Source organism: Ralstonia sp. A12, from assembly GCF_000801955.1.
In the GTDB taxonomy this organism is placed as follows: domain Bacteria; phylum Pseudomonadota; class Gammaproteobacteria; order Burkholderiales; family Burkholderiaceae; genus Ralstonia.
In genome coordinates, this window is record NZ_JSZO01000001.1 from 359,406 (window position 1) to 376,271 (window position 16,866).

Here is a 16,866-nt window from a genome sequence, read left to right on the forward strand (position 1 = left end):
GGTCTGGGCCTGTCGGCCCTAGGCTTGCGCAACTTGCAGCACCAGCTTGGCCGCGGCCGTGCCCAGGCGGACCCGTTCGAGTGCGCGTGTTGCATCTGCCAGCGGCAGGCATTCGTTGCGGGGCGGTTGCAGCCGGCCGGCGCCGAGCCGCTCGGCAATTTCCTGCAATCGCGCGCCGCTGGGCATCTTGCTGAACGCGAGCGCGGTGCGCAGGCCGCGGCGGGCGGCTTCAGCGGCGTCGGGGCCGGGGTCGCCCGGGACCAGCGTGAGGATGGCCACGAGGATGCCGCCCGGCTTGAGCAGGTCCAGCCCGTTGGGCAAGGTACCGCAGCCGACTGCGTCCAGGACGAGGTCAGCGCCTTCCGGTGCCCAGGCCTTGAGCGCATCGGCGATGTCGCTGCCGCGGTAATCGATGGCGAGGTCGCAGCCGAGCTGCATCAGCGCTTCGCGGCGCGCGGCGCTGCACGTGGCGGCCACACGCGCACCGGCTGCCTTGGCCAGTTGGATGGCGAACGTGCCGACAGCGCCCCCGCCCCCGTGCACCAGAACGGTCTGGCCGGGCGCGAGCCCGCCTTCATCAAAGAGCCCGGTCCATGCCGCCAATGCCGGTGTGGGCGATGCTGCGGCATCTGCAAAGGCGATGTTGTCGGGCAGGCGCACCACGGAATGCTGGTTGACGGCGACGTACTCCGCAAAGGCGCCCCACTTGCCGGCACCGACATCCGTCTGCGTGAAGACGCGATCGCCCGGCACGAAGCTGGTGACCCCTGCTCCCACCGCTGCCACCACGCCGGCGGCATCAAAGCCGATCACGAAGGGGAAGCGGTACTCCATGAAATGGCTCAGGCTGCCTTCGCGGCATTTCCAGTCGGCGGGGTTGACGCCCGCACAGACCACCCGGATCAGCACCTCTCCAGCGCCGGGTTCGGGCACTTGCACGTCGGCCATCCTGAGCACGTCCGGTCCGCCCACTTGATCGATCACCATGGCACGCATGCTGGTCTCCGCGCGGTTCATTGCTGTGCTGCGCCGGGGCGCCCCAGCGCCGGATGGGCATACGGCGGAATCACCGGGGCCGGCAGCGTGCCTTGCGCATCGAGCGTGCGGACCTGCAGGCCCTGCTCCAGCGGAAAGTGCAGGCTGTGCGCCACCGCGCCGGTGCGCTCACGCGCCGGAACACGGCATAGTGCGAGCGCCGTTTCCACCAGGTACTCCACGGGTTCGGTCGGATAGCCCTCGGGGATGTAGCGCTCGCTGCCGGGCGTGAGGATGGCCGTGCTCGGCCCCACGGAATTCACGGCGATGTTGTCGGCGAGCAGTTCAGCGGCCAGCCCTTCGGTGAACCGGTTGACGGCAGCCTTGACGGCGGCATACACCGTGACGCCACCAGCAACGTCGAATTCGTTGTACGGGCGCGTGGGCGACAGTGCCGTCACCGATCCAAGATTGAGGATCGCCCCGCCGCCACGGGTGCGCATCAACGGGATGGCCGCGCGGCTCAGCACGAAGGGCACGCGCAGGTAGTGCTCGATCGTGCGGTCGAACATGTCGAGCGACATCGACTCAATGGGGCTGTACTCCGCAATGCCGGCGTTGTTGACGAGGATGTCGAGCCCGCCGGCTGCGCTTGCCGCGCGCGAAACAAGGCTGTCGCGCTGCGCGGGGTCGTCAAGATCGGCGGCCAGGGCGATCGCCTTTCCGCGCTGGCGTTTGATGTGCGCGACCGTTTCGGCCAGCGTGTTGGGCTCGTCCCCGGATTGGCCCATGCGCCGCCCCGTGACGACCACCAGCGCGCCCTCCGCAGCAAAACGCAGGGCAATGGCGCGGCCGATGCCGCGGCTGGCGCCCGTCACGAGCGCGATGTTTCCAGTCAGTGTTCCGTGTGTGGACATGGGGCTACTCCTCGGTACCGGGTTGGCGTGAAATCAGGCTGGCGGGCAGCAGGCAGAAGGCGTGGGAGATGGCATCGACCGTCCACTCCGGAAACTCGGGGTCGAACCAGCGGTCGACACGGCCCCAGTGAAACGGGTGCATCAGGTACTCGCCCAGCAGGTCATCGACGGTGGCAAATTCCTGCTGCCAGACGTGGGTCCACGCGCCGGGTGCATCAACGTGGTCGACGCGGGCAAGGCGCCAGTTGCGGATGCTGGGCATGTAGTCGGGCATCCGCAGGAGGTCTTGCTCCAGGCTGGCGACCTGCTGCGCGGAAGCCTCGGGCCGGACGCGGAACATCAGCGTGCGCCAGATGCCGTCGCGCAGTTGCTGCGCGCGCTGTCCACCGCCGATGGGCGTGTACGCGACGCCATCCACATCGGCCAGGCCAGTGAGTGCGGCGGCCAGGCCGGACGCATCGGGTGCCGCGTTGGTGTAGTGCACATCGAGCGTGTAGTCGCCCGCGCCCCAGCACCCTTGCAGGTTGCGCCCGAGTGAGGCGTGGTACACCCCGGGCAGCGCGCGCACGCGGGAGAGGATCGCCTGTTCGAGCGCGGTGGAATCTGCCTGAGCACGTGCATCGGCAGACAGACCCAGCTGTGCGGTTTCAAGCGGCATGACGTTGCTCCCCGCGTTGCGGCAGCGGCTGTGACGCATCCGTCATGACGTGGCGGCGGCGGTCTTCACAGAGCGCATCCACCTGCGTCCAGAACGCGAACGCCGAGGCGTCGATGCTGGCGCGCATCGCGTAGTAAGCAGGCGCGTCGGGCACTTGCCACAGCAGCCAGAGCGTATTGGGCGCGTCGTCCAGCGCCACCGGCGGGCAGACCCAGCGCTGCTGCAGCGTCAGGCCCCTGGCGGCGCTATTGGGCAGGTACGTGTTTTCCAGCAGGCCAAGCACCGTGTTCAGGTGCGTGGGTGCCAGCACGATTTCATCCAGCACGTGAATCATCGGCGGGCCTCGCGCGGTAAGGCTGTCATGGGTACTCCCGGATAGGCAGTGGCTGTATTCGTTGGCACTCTTTTCGATACCTGCCGTGCACGCCCTGAACCAGGCGCCGGCGCGGACTGAAGTGCTGGATTGATTATGGGAAGCCCGGCCCTGACCGATCCCTACCCGGCCGATCAACAATCGCTACCGAAGCAATCAGAACGAACATCCATGAACGCTGAGTTGTCGGGACGCACCGTCCCACCCGGTATGGAGCAGCGCCTGCTGGATGAGCTGAAGCGGCAAGGCACCGAGGCCCCGCCCGTGTCCGCTGGCGGCACGCCGGGGCTCCTGCAGCCGGCGCAGTTCATTGCGCTGTATCGGGCCTGCATCGAGCAGTTGGAAGCGCTCGTTGCCAAGGGCAACGGCCACCCGCCCATGCGCAAGCAGGAGGTGGACTTGCTGTGCCGGTGCGTGTTGAGCACCGACTCGCTCAGGCAGGCGATCGGCTGCGCGGCCGAGTTCTGCACGATGCTGTATCCGCGCGCCGGCACGCTCTCGCTCGGACAGAACGGGAGGCAGGCCGTCTTCCGCATGGATTCGCTGCGCCGCGTAAAAACCTCGGCCGCGTGCATGGTCGACCTGACGGGGCTCTTCTACTACATGCAGCTCTTCGGCTGGCTCATCGGCCAGCCGTTGCGCCCGACGCATGTGTTTCTGGCGCACCCGCAGCGCGAGGATGCGATGCCGTTCCTCGGCCTGTTCAATGCAACCGTGACGACAGGCGCCCAGACCTATGGCTTTGAATTCGATGCGGCGTTGCTGGATCGACGTGTCGTGCGACAGCCCAGCGAGCTGGCCGCGTTCCTGGAGGATTTCCCATACCGGCTGATTGGGGCGCCAGCCGAGGTGGTCTCGCTCACGCAGCAGGTGCGCGCCGTGCTCGATGCAGCGCTCGCGCACGGCGCGCGACTGCCGACACTGCCGGAACTAGCCGTGCGCTTTGATGTGAGCGAACCCACGCTGCGCCGCCGCCTTGCTGCGGACAACTGCAGCTACTCGGTCCTGCGCGAGCACTGCCTGCGCGAAGCCGCCGAGCGCTGCCTGAGCACGACAAACTGGTCGGTCGGAAGAATCGCTGAGCAGTTGGGCTTTGCCAGCGACGAAGCCTTCCGGCGGGCGTTCCTGCGCTGGACCGGGCACGCGCCCAGCCAATTCCGGCGCGAAGCAAAGGCCGCCACCGCAACAGCCGAGGCGTGACTGGGTGGGCAGGGCAAAAAAAATGCCGCTCAGCCGAAGCTGAACGGCATACCGCTCACCAGAGTGCGCCGGGCTTAGTGCACGACGCGATCAAACGAGAAGTTCCCATCCTGATAGCTCACCGGCACCACATCCTTCGGGCTGAACTTGCCCTCCAGAATCATCCGTGCCACCGGATTCTCGATCTGCTGCTGAATCGCACGCTTCAACGGCCGCGCCCCAAACACCGGGTCGTAGCCCGCCGAGGCCAGCTTGGCCACAGCCTCGTCGCTGATCTCCAACGTCAGGTCCATATGCGCCAGACGTGCCGCCAAACGCTTGAGCTGAATGCGTGCAATCGACTCGATGTTGCTCTGATCCAGCGAGTGGAACACCACCACCTCGTCGATCCGGTTCAGGAACTCGGGGCGGAAATGCGTCTTCACTTCCTGCCACACGGCGCCCTTCACCGCGTCAAACGGCTCGCCCGTCATCGACTGGATCAACTGTGAGCCGAGGTTGGACGTCATCACGATCACCGTGTTCTTGAAGTCCACCGTGCGGCCCTGGCCATCGGTCAGACGCCCATCGTCCAGCACCTGCAGCAACACGTTGAAGACGTCCGGGTGCGCCTTCTCCACCTCATCCAGCAGCACCACGCTGTACGGCTTGCGGCGCACGGCTTCGGTCAGGTAACCGCCCTCCTCGTAGCCGACATAGCCCGGGGGCGCGCCGATCAGGCGGCTCACGGAATGCTTCTCCATGAACTCGCTCATGTCGATACGGATCAGGTGCTCTTCCGAATCGAACAGGAAGCCGGCCAGCGCCTTGCACAGCTCGGTCTTGCCCACACCCGTGGGGCCCAGGAACAGGAACGAGCCGTAGGGCTTGTTCTCGTCCGCAATGCCGGCACGCGAGCGACGGATGGCGTCGGACACCAAACGCACGGCCTCGTCCTGGCCGACCACGCGCTCGTGCAGGCGGTCTTCCATCTTGAGCAGCTTCTCGCGCTCGCCGGTCATCATCTTGGCCACCGGGATGCCCGTGGCGCGGCTGACGACTTCGGCAATTTCTTCAGCGCCCACCTGCGTGCGCAGCAGCTTGTTCGGCTGCTTCTGGCCGGCGGTCTCAGCGGCCGTAGCAGCCTTGAGTTTGCCTTCCAGCTCAGGCAGCTTGCCGTATTGCAGCTCGGCCACCTTGTCGAGCTTGCCTTCGCGCTGCAGTTTTGCGATCTCGAGCTTGATCTTCTCGATCTCTTCCTTCAACGCTGCGGCACCCTGCGCGGCGCCCTTCTCGGCCTTCCAGATTTCATCCAGATCGGCGTATTCCTTCTGCAGGCGTTCGATTTCCTGCTCGATCAGTTCCAGACGCTTCTGCGAGGCTTCGTCGGTTTCCTTCTTCACCGCCTCGCGCTCGATCTTGAGCTGGATCAGGCGCCGGTCGAGCTTGTCCATCGCCTCGGGCTTCGAGTCGATTTCCATCTTGATGCGCGCGGCAGCCTCATCGATCAAATCGATGGCCTTGTCCGGCAGGAAGCGATCGGTGATGTAGCGGTGGCTCAGTTCCGCCGCGGCCACGATCGCCGGGTCGGTGATCTCCACGCCGTGGTGCAATTCGTACTTCTCTTGCAGGCCGCGCAGGATGGCGATGGTCGCCTCCACGCTCGGCTCGCCCACGAGCACCTTCTGGAAGCGGCGCTCCAGCGCGGCGTCCTTCTCGATGTACTTGCGGTATTCATCCAGCGTGGTCGCGCCAATGCAATGCAGCTCGCCACGCGCCAGCGCCGGCTTGAGCATGTTGCCGGCGTCCATCGCGCCTTCAGCCTTGCCTGCGCCCACCATGGTGTGGATCTCGTCGATGAAGAGGATGGTCTGGCCCTCTTCCTTGGCGATGTCGTTCAACACGGCCTTCAGGCGTTCTTCGAACTCGCCGCGGTATTTGGCACCGGCCAGCAGGCCCGCCATGTCGAGCACCAGCACACGCTTGTTCTTCAGGCTCTCGGGCACTTCGCCGTTGACGATGCGCTGCGCCAGCCCTTCGACGATGGCCGTCTTGCCCACGCCCGGCTCGCCGATCAGCACCGGGTTGTTCTTGGTGCGGCGCTGCAGGATCTGGATGGCGCGGCGGATTTCGTCGTCGCGGCCGATGACCGGGTCGAGCTTGCCGATCCGAGCCATCTCGGTCAGGTCGATGGTGTACTTCTTGAGCGCTTCACGCTGGCTTTCAGCCTCGGCGCTGCCGACGGTCTGGCCGCCACGCACGGCGTCGATGGCGGATTCCAGTGCCTTGCGCGCCAGGCCATGTTCGCGTGCGATGCGGCCGGCCTTGCCCTTGTCATCGGCGGCGGCCAGCAGGAACAGCTCGCTGGCGATGAACTGGTCGCCACGCTTGATGCCCTCTTTTTCGGTCTGCTGCAGCAGGCTGCCCAGGTCACGGCCGACCTGTACCTGTTGCCCGCCCTGCACCTGCGGCAGGTTCTTGATGGCGCGGTCCAGCGCGGTGTCCAGCGCACCCGTATTCACGCCGGCGCGGGCCAGCAGGTTCTTGGTCGCCCCATCCGGCTGGCGGAGCATCGCCAGCAGCAGGTGGATCGGTTCGATGTACGGATTGTCGTTGCCCAGCGCCAGGCTCTGCGCGTCGGCCAGCGCTTCCTGGAAGCGGGTGGTCAGTTTGTCCAAACGCATAAAAAACCCCTTGCGGAAAATGTTTCACTGTTCCGAAAGATAGGGAGCATCGGTGGCATTTCAAGCATGGAAACGCCGGTTTTCATGCAGATTTGTACAAAATCAAACGGCGACGCGCTTTTGGGCGCGTCGCCGCTTGATGTGCTGCTTTCGCCGCGTCAGTTCGGCACGGAGACCGTTGCCACACTGCCCGAGGTCGTCACCGAAATGCGGTCACCCGCGGCCGGCGTGTTGGTGAAATTCGGCACATTGGCCGCGCTGATGGCCGGGGCCGAGCCTGCCGTGCCCCCACGCGGCGTCGTACGTACCACCTGCGACGGCGGCAGCGGCGTGCCGTTCTTCAGGTTGGCGTACATGGCATCCAGCGCACGTTGCTCATACAGCACCAGCGGCACGAACAGCGTGTCGTAGCCCGGCACCAGGTCGATAAAACCGTCGAAATGCTGCGCGTTCATCACCTCGATATACGACAGCTTGCTCGACCCGCCCTCCACCAGTGCATTCAGCCCCAGGTATGGCCGCGAACCATGGTTGACCGGCAGCAGCGCATCGTTGCGCCCCTGCACGATCAGCGCGGGCTTGCCCTGCAAGTTGCCGGTACGCAGCGTCTGGCTGATACCGGTCTGCAGCGCCTGCGACGTGGCATCCGCGCCGGTCAGCAGGTTGCGCAGGCAGCGTGCGGCATCCAGGTTGGCCGCCTGTGTGCCGGTGGAATCAACCGACTGGTTGCTGCGCGTCGGCCCGCCCTGCGCGTTGTTGTTGACGAGCTGCACACCGGAGGTGGGCGGAATGCCATTGCCCAGCGCCGCCATCTGCGCCAGCGCCGTGGCGTTCACCGTCGTCGGGTGGAACGACGCATCGGTCGCGGCAAAGCTCAGGCCACACAGATTGTCGGCCACGCTGGAGCGCGAGAGCGCGTTGCCAAAGGTGGTCGCCACCGACGGATCGATCTCGAAGAACGCCATCGACGCGTGTACGAGGTCCGACTCGGGCTCCCAACCATAGGCACGCATTCTCTGCAGTGCTTCGTCAGCTTGCGTAGCGGCGGTGCTTGCATTGAGCAGGCCAGCCGCCTTGAGCGCTGCACAGCGGTTCACTTGCACGCTGGTCGGGAACGTTGGCGTCGACGCGAACAACCCTTGCGCCGGCGCGCTCGACACGCTGGCCGATGACGCTGCGCACAGCCGGTACACGTTGGCATAGCTCACATAGTCGAACAGCGGCTTGCCCGACACCGGCAGCAGAACACCGCCGCGCACCACCTGCACGCTCGGGGTGGACGGCAGGTTCAGACCGGGCTCGCCAACGGCGATGCCGTCAATCCAACCGCCCGTGTCCTGCTCGGCCGCTGCGATGGCTGCACCGCCGCCGTTGGAAATGCTCGATGCGATCACGATGGTGTTGTTGGGCCGCACCGGCAACGCGCTGCCGCCCTGCACACCGCCCGCGGGCGCGATCTTGTCGTTGATGGCCCAGAACGCGAACTGCACGGCCTGCAGCGTGAAGCGGCCCCAATCCTTCTCTGGGTTGCGCTGCGAATGCGCATGCTTGAACGCCAGCCGATTCGGCGTGGCCGCATTGAACGCGGCAAGCTGGCTGCTGGTGAGTGGCGCGGCAAACTGCGCGTTGGAACCCGCCGCCGTGCGCGTCGTACGCGTGCCGTCCTGCAGGGCGACGGTGTCGGTGGCCAGATCGTGCGGGCCGGCGCCGGTGCCCTTGTCGGTATAGGCGACGGCGCACTTGCGTTTGAGGCCCCATTCACCGGTGGAGATCGCGCCGTAGATGCCGCGCGAGCCCGATGACGTGGCGGTGATGATGCAGGGGTTGTTGACGTCGAAGCTATCCGGAATCTGCACGAGCAGCACAACGTTCTGCTGGCCGGTGCCATCGTCGGAATAGGCCACGTATTCGCTGCCGGCGATCATGCCCGAGCCTGACGTGACATTGCCGCTGGCGTCGACATTCGGCCCATACAGCGTGCCGTAGCCGCCCTTCGCAGCGGTATCAACCAGTGCGCGGTAGTTGGCGTAGATGGCCAGGCGGCGCAGCTCGGCCGCCGTGGGCGCGGTCGGGTTGGCAATGGTGGGCGCGGTGGCCGATGCCAGACCGCTGGCGCCCAGGCCGGCGGTCAGCAGATCGTCGGTGGAGCCATCGTAGTGGTTGGTGGTGACCTTGCCGACGAAGGCCGGCTTGACGTTGCCCGGCACATTGTTGCCGTCGTTGCCGCCGCCGCAGGCGCTCAGCACACTGCAACCCGCCAGGAGCATGGCCCCGGCTGCGACAAGGTTGGTTGCTGACACGTGCCGTCGCAGGCGCGTGGTTCGGGTTGATTTCATTGCGTCTCCTTCTCGTTATGGATGGAACAACACAAGACAACCCGCGGCAGCCTCCGATACTGCCGTCCCTACGCCGCCGCAGGCACCACCAGTATGTGAATCAAACTGCTCATTCGCAATCTCATTTGCACAATCGGCCTTGCGATCAACTGAATGTGCGCACCGTCCAGAGACCGAGCAGCGTGAGGAACAGCGAGCCGCCCAGATGCGCCACGATGTGCAGCACACCCACGCCGTAGTCGCCAGCCAGAATGTTGGCGACAACCTCGCTGGAAAACGTCGAGAACGTCGTCAGACCGCCCAGGAACCCGGTGATGACCAGCAGGCGCCATTCCGGCGGCAGCCCTGTATGCGTATCGAAGACGCCGACCGCAACGCCAATCAGGTAGCCCCCCACCAGATTGGCCGCCAGCGTGCCGTACGGCAAGGCCGGATTGATCGCATTCCACAGAACGGCGAACCCCCAACGCAGCCAGGCTCCCAGCGCAGCCCCCACCCCCACTGCCAGAAAGCCCATTCCGCTCATGCGGTCGCGTCCTTGTTATTCGTAGTCGTTGGGTTGCGCCGATACGCTGGCCGCGTTGCTGGTGGTGATTCCCCAGCGGGCGAGCGCCTTGTCGTCGGTCACGCGCGCATCGACCCAGCGCGCACCTTCGGGCGTCTGTTCCTTTTTCCAGAACGGTGCTTCGCTCTTGAGGTAATCCATGATGAATTCACACGCGGCAAAGGATTCGCCGCGGTGCTTGGAAGCCACTGCCACCAGCACGATCTGGTCTTCGGGCTTGAGCTTGCCGACCCGGTGGATGACCAGCGCGTCGATCAGTTCCCAGCGCTGCATGGCCGCGCTCACGATGTTGGCCAGCGCCTTCTCGGTCATGCCAGGATAGTGCTCAAGCTCCATCTCGGACACACCTGAGCCATCGTTGATATCGCGCACGGTGCCAATGAAGCTGGCCACCGCACCGATGTTCGGGCGGCCGGCACGCAGCGCTGCGATTTCGGCGCCGAGATCAAAGTCGGCCTCTTGCACGCGGACGGGCATGGTCACTCTCCTGTGCTCAGCCGCCAGTCACGGGCGGGAAGATGGCGACTTCGCAGCCCTCGTGCAGCGCAGTGTCGGCCGGAAGGATCTGGTGATCCAGTGCCATGCGCAACGCACGGCCCTGGGCCAGCGTTTCACTCCACACGGGGCCGCGCTGGGCCAGCCAGTGGCGCACGTCGCCCAAGGTGCGGACGGTGTCCGGCACAATCACCACCTCTTGCGAGGTCCCCAGTTGCTCACGCACGCTGGCAAAGAAACGCAGCTCGATCTGCATGGCCATCGCTCCTTACACCAAACCCGCAAACGGCAGGAAGCTGACCACGTCACCCTGCGCGATCGGCTGGTTGGGCGGGTTGTCGATCAGGCCGTCGCCCCACACGGTGGAGGTCAGCACGCCCGAGCTCTGATTCGGGAACAGGTCCAGCCCGCCGTTGGCGTTGATGCGCGCGCGCAGGAATTCGTTGCGGCGATCGCCCTTGGCCAGCGCAAAGTCGGCGCGCATCGGGATGCGCTTCGGGGCCACATCCGTCACGCCTTGCAGGCGCAGGATGAACGGCCGCACGAACAGCAGGAACGTGACGAAGCTCGACACCGGGTTGCCCGGCAGCCCCAGGAAAAACGCGGTCGGCCCGCCCACCATGCCCTCGGGGCGGCGCACCTCGCCAAAGGCCAGCGGCTTGCCCGGCTTGATGGCGATCTGCCACATGTTCAGACGTCCCTCGGCTTCCACGGCGGGCTTGATGTGGTCTTCCTCGCCCACTGACACACCACCCGAGGTGATGATCAGGTCGTGCGCCTCGGCAGCTTCGCGCAGCGTCTCGCGCGTGGCCTGCAGCGTGTCGGGCACGATGCCGAAATCGGTGATCTCGCAGCCAAGGTTTTCCAGCAGCGCGCGCAGCGTGAAGCGGTTGGAGTTGTAGATGGCGCCGGGCTTGAGCGGCTCGCCGGGCATGGCGAGTTCGTCGCCGGTAAAGAACACGGCTACGCGCGGGCGGCGCACCACCTGCAGGTTGGCACAGCCAACGGAAGCGGCCAGGCCCAACTGCTGCGCGCCAAGGCGCGTGCCGCGCGACAGGATTTCGGCGCCATCGGCGATGTCTTCACCGGCGCGGCGGATCCATTCCCCCGACTCCGGTACGTGATCGATGGTGACGGTGCCCGTGTCCGGGTCGGCCTTGCATTGCTCTTGCATGACCACCGCATCGGCCCCTGGCGGAATCATCGCGCCGGTGAAGATGCGCGCGGCCTCGCCCACATTGAGCGGTTGGCCTACGTGGCCAGCGGGAATGCGCTGCGCCACCTTCAGGCGTGTACCCGGCGCGGTAATGTCGGCTGCGCGCACGGCGTAGCCGTCCATCGATGTATTGTCGGCCGGCGGCACGTTCAGGCCGCTGTGCACGGCCTGCGCGAGGATGCGGCCGTTGGCGTGCAGCGTCGGCACGGTTTCGGTGTCATGGAGAACACGCGCGGCGGCAAGCAGTTGCGACAGCGCCGCATCGAGCGTCAACAAAGACGGTTTGACGGCGGGAGCATCGTTGGCAGACATGCGGGAATGGGAAAACGAAATCGAAAGGGAGATTTCGATTGTATCGGTTCCAGGCCGATGCCATGCATCAGCCCAGGCGTATCAAGCGAATGCGTTTGCCAGCGCCGCCCGCAGCGCCGGCACGATGCTCACGTCGAACCACGGGTTGTGCTTGAACCAGGCCAGGTTGCGCGGACTGGGATGCGGTAGCGGAAACAGCACACGGCCATCGCCATCCTGCACGGGTCCATTGCGGACGACATCGGTGAGCGACCAGTCGCGCGGCACGTCAAGGTAATGACGCTGCGCGTAGGTGCCGACCAGTAGCGTGAGCTTCACTTCAGGCATGGCCATCAGCAAAGAGCGATGCCATTTGGGTGCGCATTCGGGGCGCGGCGGCAAATCGCCGTTCGCGCCAGTACCGGGAAAGCAGAAACCCATTGGCACCACGGCGATGCGCTTGTCGGCGTAGAAATCGTCGTACGTAATTTGCAACCACTGGCGCAGGCGATCTCCCGAGCGATCATTCCAGGGGATGCCGGTTTCGTGGACGATGCGCCCTGGCGCCTGCCCGATGATCAGCAGACGGGCCCGGCGATTTGCCACGACAACGGGGCGAGGCTCGTGCGCCAGCGCACCCTTGCACTCGCGGCAGGCGCGGATGTCGTGCAAGCAGCGCTCAAATGCTGCCCCGGCTACGTCATCCGGCACTGCTTCCATCGCTTAGAACCTGTTCATGATCCGTAGCGAGCGGCCCGAGGTTGGCCCGAGAAGCGCTGCCGTACACGTGTACGGCGAGCATCGCAGGACCAAGATCGGGACGCGCAGTAGGATCATGGGCAGGTTTACAGGCCGGTGTGCTGGGCGATGTAACCCTTGATGCGGTCAGCGTCAGCCGGCATGACTTCGAAACGCTGCGGCAGCGATTCAATGTCAGCGTAGCCAGCCGGACGCTCCGGCTCGCGGTCCAGCGCTTCGCGGATGGTGTCGCCAAACTTGGCCGGCAGCGCCGTTTCCAGCACCACCATCGGCACGCCGGGCGTCAGGTTCTCGCGCGCCACCTTCACGCCGTCGGCAGTGTGGGTGTCGATCATCGTGCCGTAGGTGGCGAACACGTCGCGGATCGTGTCGACGCGGTCTTCGTGCGAGCTGCGGCCCGACACGAAGCCAAACTCGGCGATACGGTCGAATTCCGGCTTGCCGGTCATCGAGAAGCCGCCCTTCTCGTCCACGTCGCGGAACAGTTGCGCAAGGCGCGCCGGATCCCGGTCGAGCAAGTCGAATACGAAGCGCTCGAAGTTCGAAGCCTTGCTGATGTCCATGCTCGGGCTCGACGTGTGATACGTCTGCGCGGCGCTGCGCACGCGATAGGTGCCGGTGCGGAAGAACTCGTCGAGCACGTCGTTCTCGTTGGTGGCGACCACCAGCTTGTCGATCGGCAGCCCCATCATGCGCGCGATGTGGCCAGCGCAGACGTTGCCGAAGTTGCCTGATGGCACGCAGAACGACACCTTGTCGCCAATCTTCGGGGCAGCCAACAGGTAACCCTTGAAGTAGTAGACGACCTGGGCAACAACACGCGCCCAGTTGATCGAGTTGACCGTGCCGATCTTCTGGCGGGCCTTGTACTCGTGGTCATTCGAAACGGCCTTGACGATGTCCTGCGCATCATCGAACACGCCCTCGATGGCGATGTTGAAGATGTTCGCATCTTGCAGGCTGAACATCTGCGCGGTCTGGAACGCGCTCATTTTGCGATGCGGGCTCAGCATGAAAACGCGCACGCCGCGCTTGCCGCGCATGGCGTATTCGGCCGCGCTGCCGGTGTCGCCGGAGGTGGCGCCCAGGATGTTCAGCTCGGCGTGCTCGCGGTCGAGCGCGTATTCGAACAGGTTGCCCAGCAGCTGCATCGCCATGTCCTTGAAGGCCAACGTCGGGCCATTGGACAGGCACAGCAGCGACAGTTGCGTGCCGCCCTCTTCGCCCAGGCGGTGCAGCGGCGTGATGTCCGCCGCGTTGTCGCCCTGGCGCGTGTTGCAATAAACCTCTGGCGTGTACGTGCGGCGGACCAGCGTGCGCAGGTCGTCTTCCGGAATGTCGGTGGCGAACTTGCGCAGGACCTCGAAGGCGAGATCGGCATACGGCAGGTCGCGCCAGCGCGTCAGTTCTTCAATGCTGACTTGCGGATAGTGCTCGGGCAGATACAGGCCGCCGTCCGGCGCCAGGCCACCCAGCAGGATGCGCGAGAAACTCTGCGGCTCGGCATGGCCGCGCGTGGATCGGTATTGCATGCTCATGTCCTGCACTCAGTTCAGTTCTTCCATGCGGATACGCTTGACCTTCGACAGCACGGTCGGCAGCGCTTCGATGGCGGCGATGGCACCGTTCACGTGCTTCTCGACGGCCGTGTGCGTCAGCATGATGATGTCGGTCTGCGGCTGCGGCTCGCCTTCGCGCGATTCCTTCTGCAGCATCGCGTCGATCGAGATGCCGGTCTTGGCCAGAATCTGCGTGATATCGGCCAGCACGCCCGTCTGGTCAGCCACGCGAATGCGCAGGTAGTAGCTCGAACGCACTTCGTCGATCGGCAGCACGGGCGTATCGGACAGCGCGTCTGGCTGGAAGGCCAGGTGCGGCACGCGATGTTCCGGGTCAGCGGTATGCAGGCGCGTCACGTCCACCAGGTCAGCGACGACAGCCGAGGCGGTCGGCTCGGCGCCGGCCCCCTTGCCGTAGTACAGCGTCGGGCCCACGGCGTCGCCGTTGACGACCACGGCGTTCATCGCGCCTTCCACATTGGCAATCAGGCGCTTGGCCGGCACCAGCGTCGGGTGCACGCGCAGCTCGATACCAGCCTCGGTGCGGCGGGTCAGGCCCAGCAGCTTGATGCGATAACCGAGTTCTTCCGCATAGCGGATGTCGACCGCTTCCAGCTTGGTGATGCCCTCCACATACGCGCGCTCGAATTGCACCGGCACGCCAAAGGCGATCGCGCTCATCAGCGTGAGCTTGTGTGCGGCGTCAAAGCCCTCGATGTCGAAGGTCGGATCGGCCTCGGCGTAACCCAGGCGCTGGGCTTCCTTGAGCACCGTGTCGAAGTCCAGGCCCTTGTCGCGCATCTCGGACAGGATGAAGTTCGTGGTGCCGTTGATGATGCCGGCGATCCACTCGATGCGGTTGGCCGTGAGGCCTTCGCGCAGCGCCTTGATGATGGGGATACCGCCGGCCACTGCGGCCTCGAACGCCACCATCACGCCCTTGTCCTGGGCTGCCTTGAAGATCTCGTTGCCGTGCACGGCCAGCAGCGCCTTGTTGGCGGTGACGACGTGCTTGCCGTTGGCGATGGCGCGCAGCACCAACTCGCGCGTCAGGTCATAGCCGCCGATCAGTTCGACGACGATGTCGATCTCAGGCGAATCCACAATCGCAAACGGATCGTTCACCACCGGCACGGTCGCACCGGCTTCTTGCACAATGGCGCGCGCCTTGTCCAGATTGCGCACGGCAATCATGGCGACTTCAATACCGCGCCCTGCGCGACGACGGATTTCTTCCTGGTTCCGTTGCAGAACCTTGAGCGTACCGCCACCGACGGTACCGAGCCCGAGCAGGCCGATCTTGATGGGATTCATGAGACGTGTCGTAGAGAAACGAAAAAGCGGAGAGGCAGAAAACACACAGGGCAGACACTTCGGTCTGCCCCGCAATAACAACTGATCTGGCGGATGACCGAGTCTATGCTGCCCGGATGCCAGTACCGTGACGCTGACGGTACCGCTCCAGGAAGCGCGAAATTCGGCCAATCGCTTCGCGAAGGTCGTCTTCGTGCGGCAGGAAGACGATGCGGAAGTGGTCCGGCGAGTGCCAATTGAAGCCCGTGCCCTGCACCAGCAGCACACGCTCTTCTTCCAGCAGTTGGCGGATGAATTGCTGATCGTCTTCGATCGGGTACACGGCCGGATCGAGGCGCGGGAACATGTACAGCGCAGCCTTCGGCTTCACGCAGGTCACGCCCGGGATGGCAGTGATCAGCTCGTGCGCCAGGTCACGCTGACGGCGCATGCGGCCACCCGGTGCCACTAGGTCCTTGATGCTTTGATAACCACCCAGCGCCGTCTGGATCGCCCACTGGCCCGGCACGTTGGCACACAGGCGCATCGACGACAGCATGTTCAGGCCTTCGATGTAGTCCTTGGCCGGGCGCTTGTCGCCGGACACGACCATCCAGCCAGCGCGGTAACCGCACGAGCGATAGCTCTTCGACAGGCTATTGAACGTGATGGTCAGCACATCTTCCGACAGCGAACCGAGGGCGGTGTGCTTGTTGTCGTCAAACAGCACCTTGTCGTACACCTCGTCGGCGAAGATCACCAGGCCATGCTCGCGCGCAATGGCGATGATGCCGCGCAGCAGCTCGTCGGAATACAACGCGCCGGTCGGGTTGTTCGGGTTGATGACGACGATGCCCTTGGTGTTGGGCGTAATCTTGGCGCGGATGTCGTCCAGATCGGGCATCCAGCCGTTGGACTCATCGCAGTAGTAGTGCACCGGCGTGCCGCCCGAGAGGCTGGTCACAGCGGTCCACAGCGGGTAATCGGGGGCCGGCAGCAGCAGTTCGTCACCAGCGTCGAGCAACGCGTTGGTGGCCAGCGAAATCAGTTCAGATGCACCGTTGCCCAGATAGATGTCATCCAGCGTGACGTTCTTGATGCCCTGCTCTTGCGTGTAGTGCATCACCGCCTTGCGCGCCGCGAAGATGCCCTTGGAATCCGAATAACCGGCCGAGTTCGGCAGGTTGCGGATCATGTCCAGTTGGATCTCTTCCGGGGCATCGAAACCGAACGGGGCCAGGTTGCCGATGTTCAGCTTGATGATCTTGTGGCCGTCTTCTTCCATCTGCTTGGCCTTCTCGAGCACGGGGCCGCGAATGTCATAGCAGACGTTATTGAGCTTGGCGGATTTCTGGATCGTTTTCACGGGCGATGTCGAGCGGGCTTGGATTGCGGATGATTTTGTATTGCAGCAAGGCGGCGGAGGTAGTGCCGCGCAGCAACAGGCAAGCGCTGCGCTCTTCCTTACCGGGCGTCGCTTGTGGCGCGGCGGGCAAAGGAGAGAAAAAGATATAATTTAGCCCATTATGACAGACTTCGGCGGGCATTTTTGCAACGCAGCGAGAT

16 protein-coding genes are annotated in these 16,866 nt (G+C 64.8%); 1 reads left to right on the top strand and 15 read right to left on the bottom strand.

Going from position 1 to position 16,866, the window contains the following annotated elements; genetic code table 11:
- Positions 1-18: 18 nt before the first annotated feature.
- From PI87_RS01655 to PI87_RS01670, 4 genes are read right to left on the bottom strand one after another with little or no spacing between them, the layout of a single operon-like run.
- The gene (locus tag PI87_RS01655; RefSeq protein ID WP_039596424.1) at positions 19-996 is read right to left on the bottom strand and encodes a quinone oxidoreductase family protein; all 978 of its coding nucleotides are present in this window, start codon (positions 994-996) and stop codon (positions 19-21) included.
- 17 nt (positions 997-1,013) lie between these two features.
- Entirely contained in the window at positions 1,014-1,892 is an 879-nt protein-coding gene (locus tag PI87_RS01660) for an SDR family NAD(P)-dependent oxidoreductase (RefSeq protein WP_039595941.1), read from the bottom strand.
- A 4-nt stretch (positions 1,893-1,896) separates the two neighbouring features.
- Positions 1,897-2,550, bottom strand: a complete 654-nt coding sequence (locus tag PI87_RS01665) for a Dabb family protein (RefSeq protein WP_039595942.1) — start codon at positions 2,548-2,550, stop codon at positions 1,897-1,899.
- Positions 2,540-2,884, bottom strand: a complete 345-nt coding sequence (locus tag PI87_RS01670) for a hypothetical protein (RefSeq protein ID WP_039595943.1) — start codon at positions 2,882-2,884, stop codon at positions 2,540-2,542. Before PI87_RS01670 ends, PI87_RS01665 begins: the two co-directional genes overlap by 11 nt.
- Positions 2,885-3,094: 210 nt before the next feature.
- Here PI87_RS01670 and PI87_RS01675 point away from each other — a divergent pair, with 210 nt between their 5' ends.
- A complete protein-coding gene (locus PI87_RS01675) occupies positions 3,095-4,123 on the top strand; it encodes a helix-turn-helix domain-containing protein (RefSeq protein ID WP_039595944.1) in 1,029 nt (342 codons plus the stop codon).
- A gap of 74 nt (positions 4,124-4,197) precedes the next feature.
- On the opposite strand, the gene clpB is transcribed toward PI87_RS01675, so the two are convergent.
- The 11 genes from clpB to PI87_RS28940 all read right to left on the bottom strand — a co-directional run bounded on the left by clpB (position 4,198) and on the right by PI87_RS28940 (position 16,847).
- Positions 4,198-6,786 carry an ATP-dependent chaperone ClpB gene (gene clpB / locus PI87_RS01680; protein ID WP_039595945.1) on the bottom strand — a complete coding sequence of 863 codons (2,589 nt, stop codon included), beginning with the start codon at positions 6,784-6,786 and terminating at the stop codon, positions 4,198-4,200.
- Positions 6,787-6,944: 158 nt separating this feature from the next.
- Complete coding sequence (locus PI87_RS01685; RefSeq protein ID WP_039595946.1) at positions 6,945-9,122, bottom strand: 3-hydroxybutyrate oligomer hydrolase family protein; 2,178 nt, start codon at positions 9,120-9,122, stop codon at positions 6,945-6,947.
- A 145-nt stretch (positions 9,123-9,267) separates the two neighbouring features.
- Positions 9,268-9,648, bottom strand: coding sequence for a fluoride efflux transporter CrcB (gene crcB, locus PI87_RS01690; protein WP_039595947.1), 381 nt, complete (start codon positions 9,646-9,648; stop codon positions 9,268-9,270).
- A gap of 15 nt (positions 9,649-9,663) precedes the next feature.
- Positions 9,664-10,164 (bottom strand): molybdenum cofactor biosynthesis protein MoaE, encoded by a 501-nt coding sequence (locus PI87_RS01695; protein WP_039595948.1) that lies wholly within the window; start codon positions 10,162-10,164, stop codon positions 9,664-9,666.
- A gap of 16 nt (positions 10,165-10,180) precedes the next feature.
- Entirely contained in the window at positions 10,181-10,438 is a 258-nt protein-coding gene (gene moaD / locus PI87_RS01700; protein ID WP_039596425.1) for a molybdopterin converting factor subunit 1, read from the bottom strand.
- 12 nt (positions 10,439-10,450) lie between these two features.
- On the bottom strand, positions 10,451-11,710 hold the full coding sequence (locus tag PI87_RS01705) for a molybdopterin molybdotransferase MoeA (protein WP_039595949.1): 1,260 nt from the start codon (positions 11,708-11,710) through the stop codon (positions 10,451-10,453).
- Positions 11,711-11,791: 81 nt separating this feature from the next.
- Positions 11,792-12,409 carry a uracil-DNA glycosylase family protein gene (locus tag PI87_RS01710; RefSeq protein ID WP_039595950.1) on the bottom strand — a complete coding sequence of 206 codons (618 nt, stop codon included), beginning with the start codon at positions 12,407-12,409 and terminating at the stop codon, positions 11,792-11,794.
- Between the two features lie 125 nt (positions 12,410-12,534).
- Positions 12,535-13,980: a threonine synthase gene (gene thrC, locus PI87_RS01715; protein ID WP_039596426.1), complete on the bottom strand. Its 1,446-nt coding sequence runs from the start codon at positions 13,978-13,980 to the stop codon at positions 12,535-12,537.
- A 15-nt stretch (positions 13,981-13,995) separates the two neighbouring features.
- Positions 13,996-15,321 carry a homoserine dehydrogenase gene (locus PI87_RS01720; protein WP_039595951.1) on the bottom strand — a complete coding sequence of 442 codons (1,326 nt, stop codon included), beginning with the start codon at positions 15,319-15,321 and terminating at the stop codon, positions 13,996-13,998.
- 103 nt (positions 15,322-15,424) lie between these two features.
- Positions 15,425-16,666, bottom strand: coding sequence for a pyridoxal phosphate-dependent aminotransferase (locus tag PI87_RS01725; protein WP_039595952.1), 1,242 nt, complete (start codon positions 16,664-16,666; stop codon positions 15,425-15,427).
- Positions 16,632-16,847 (bottom strand): hypothetical protein, encoded by a 216-nt coding sequence (locus PI87_RS28940; RefSeq protein ID WP_157003045.1) that lies wholly within the window; start codon positions 16,845-16,847, stop codon positions 16,632-16,634. The genes PI87_RS01725 and PI87_RS28940 overlap by 35 nt, the downstream gene beginning before the upstream one ends.
- Positions 16,848-16,866: the final 19 nt, after the last annotated feature.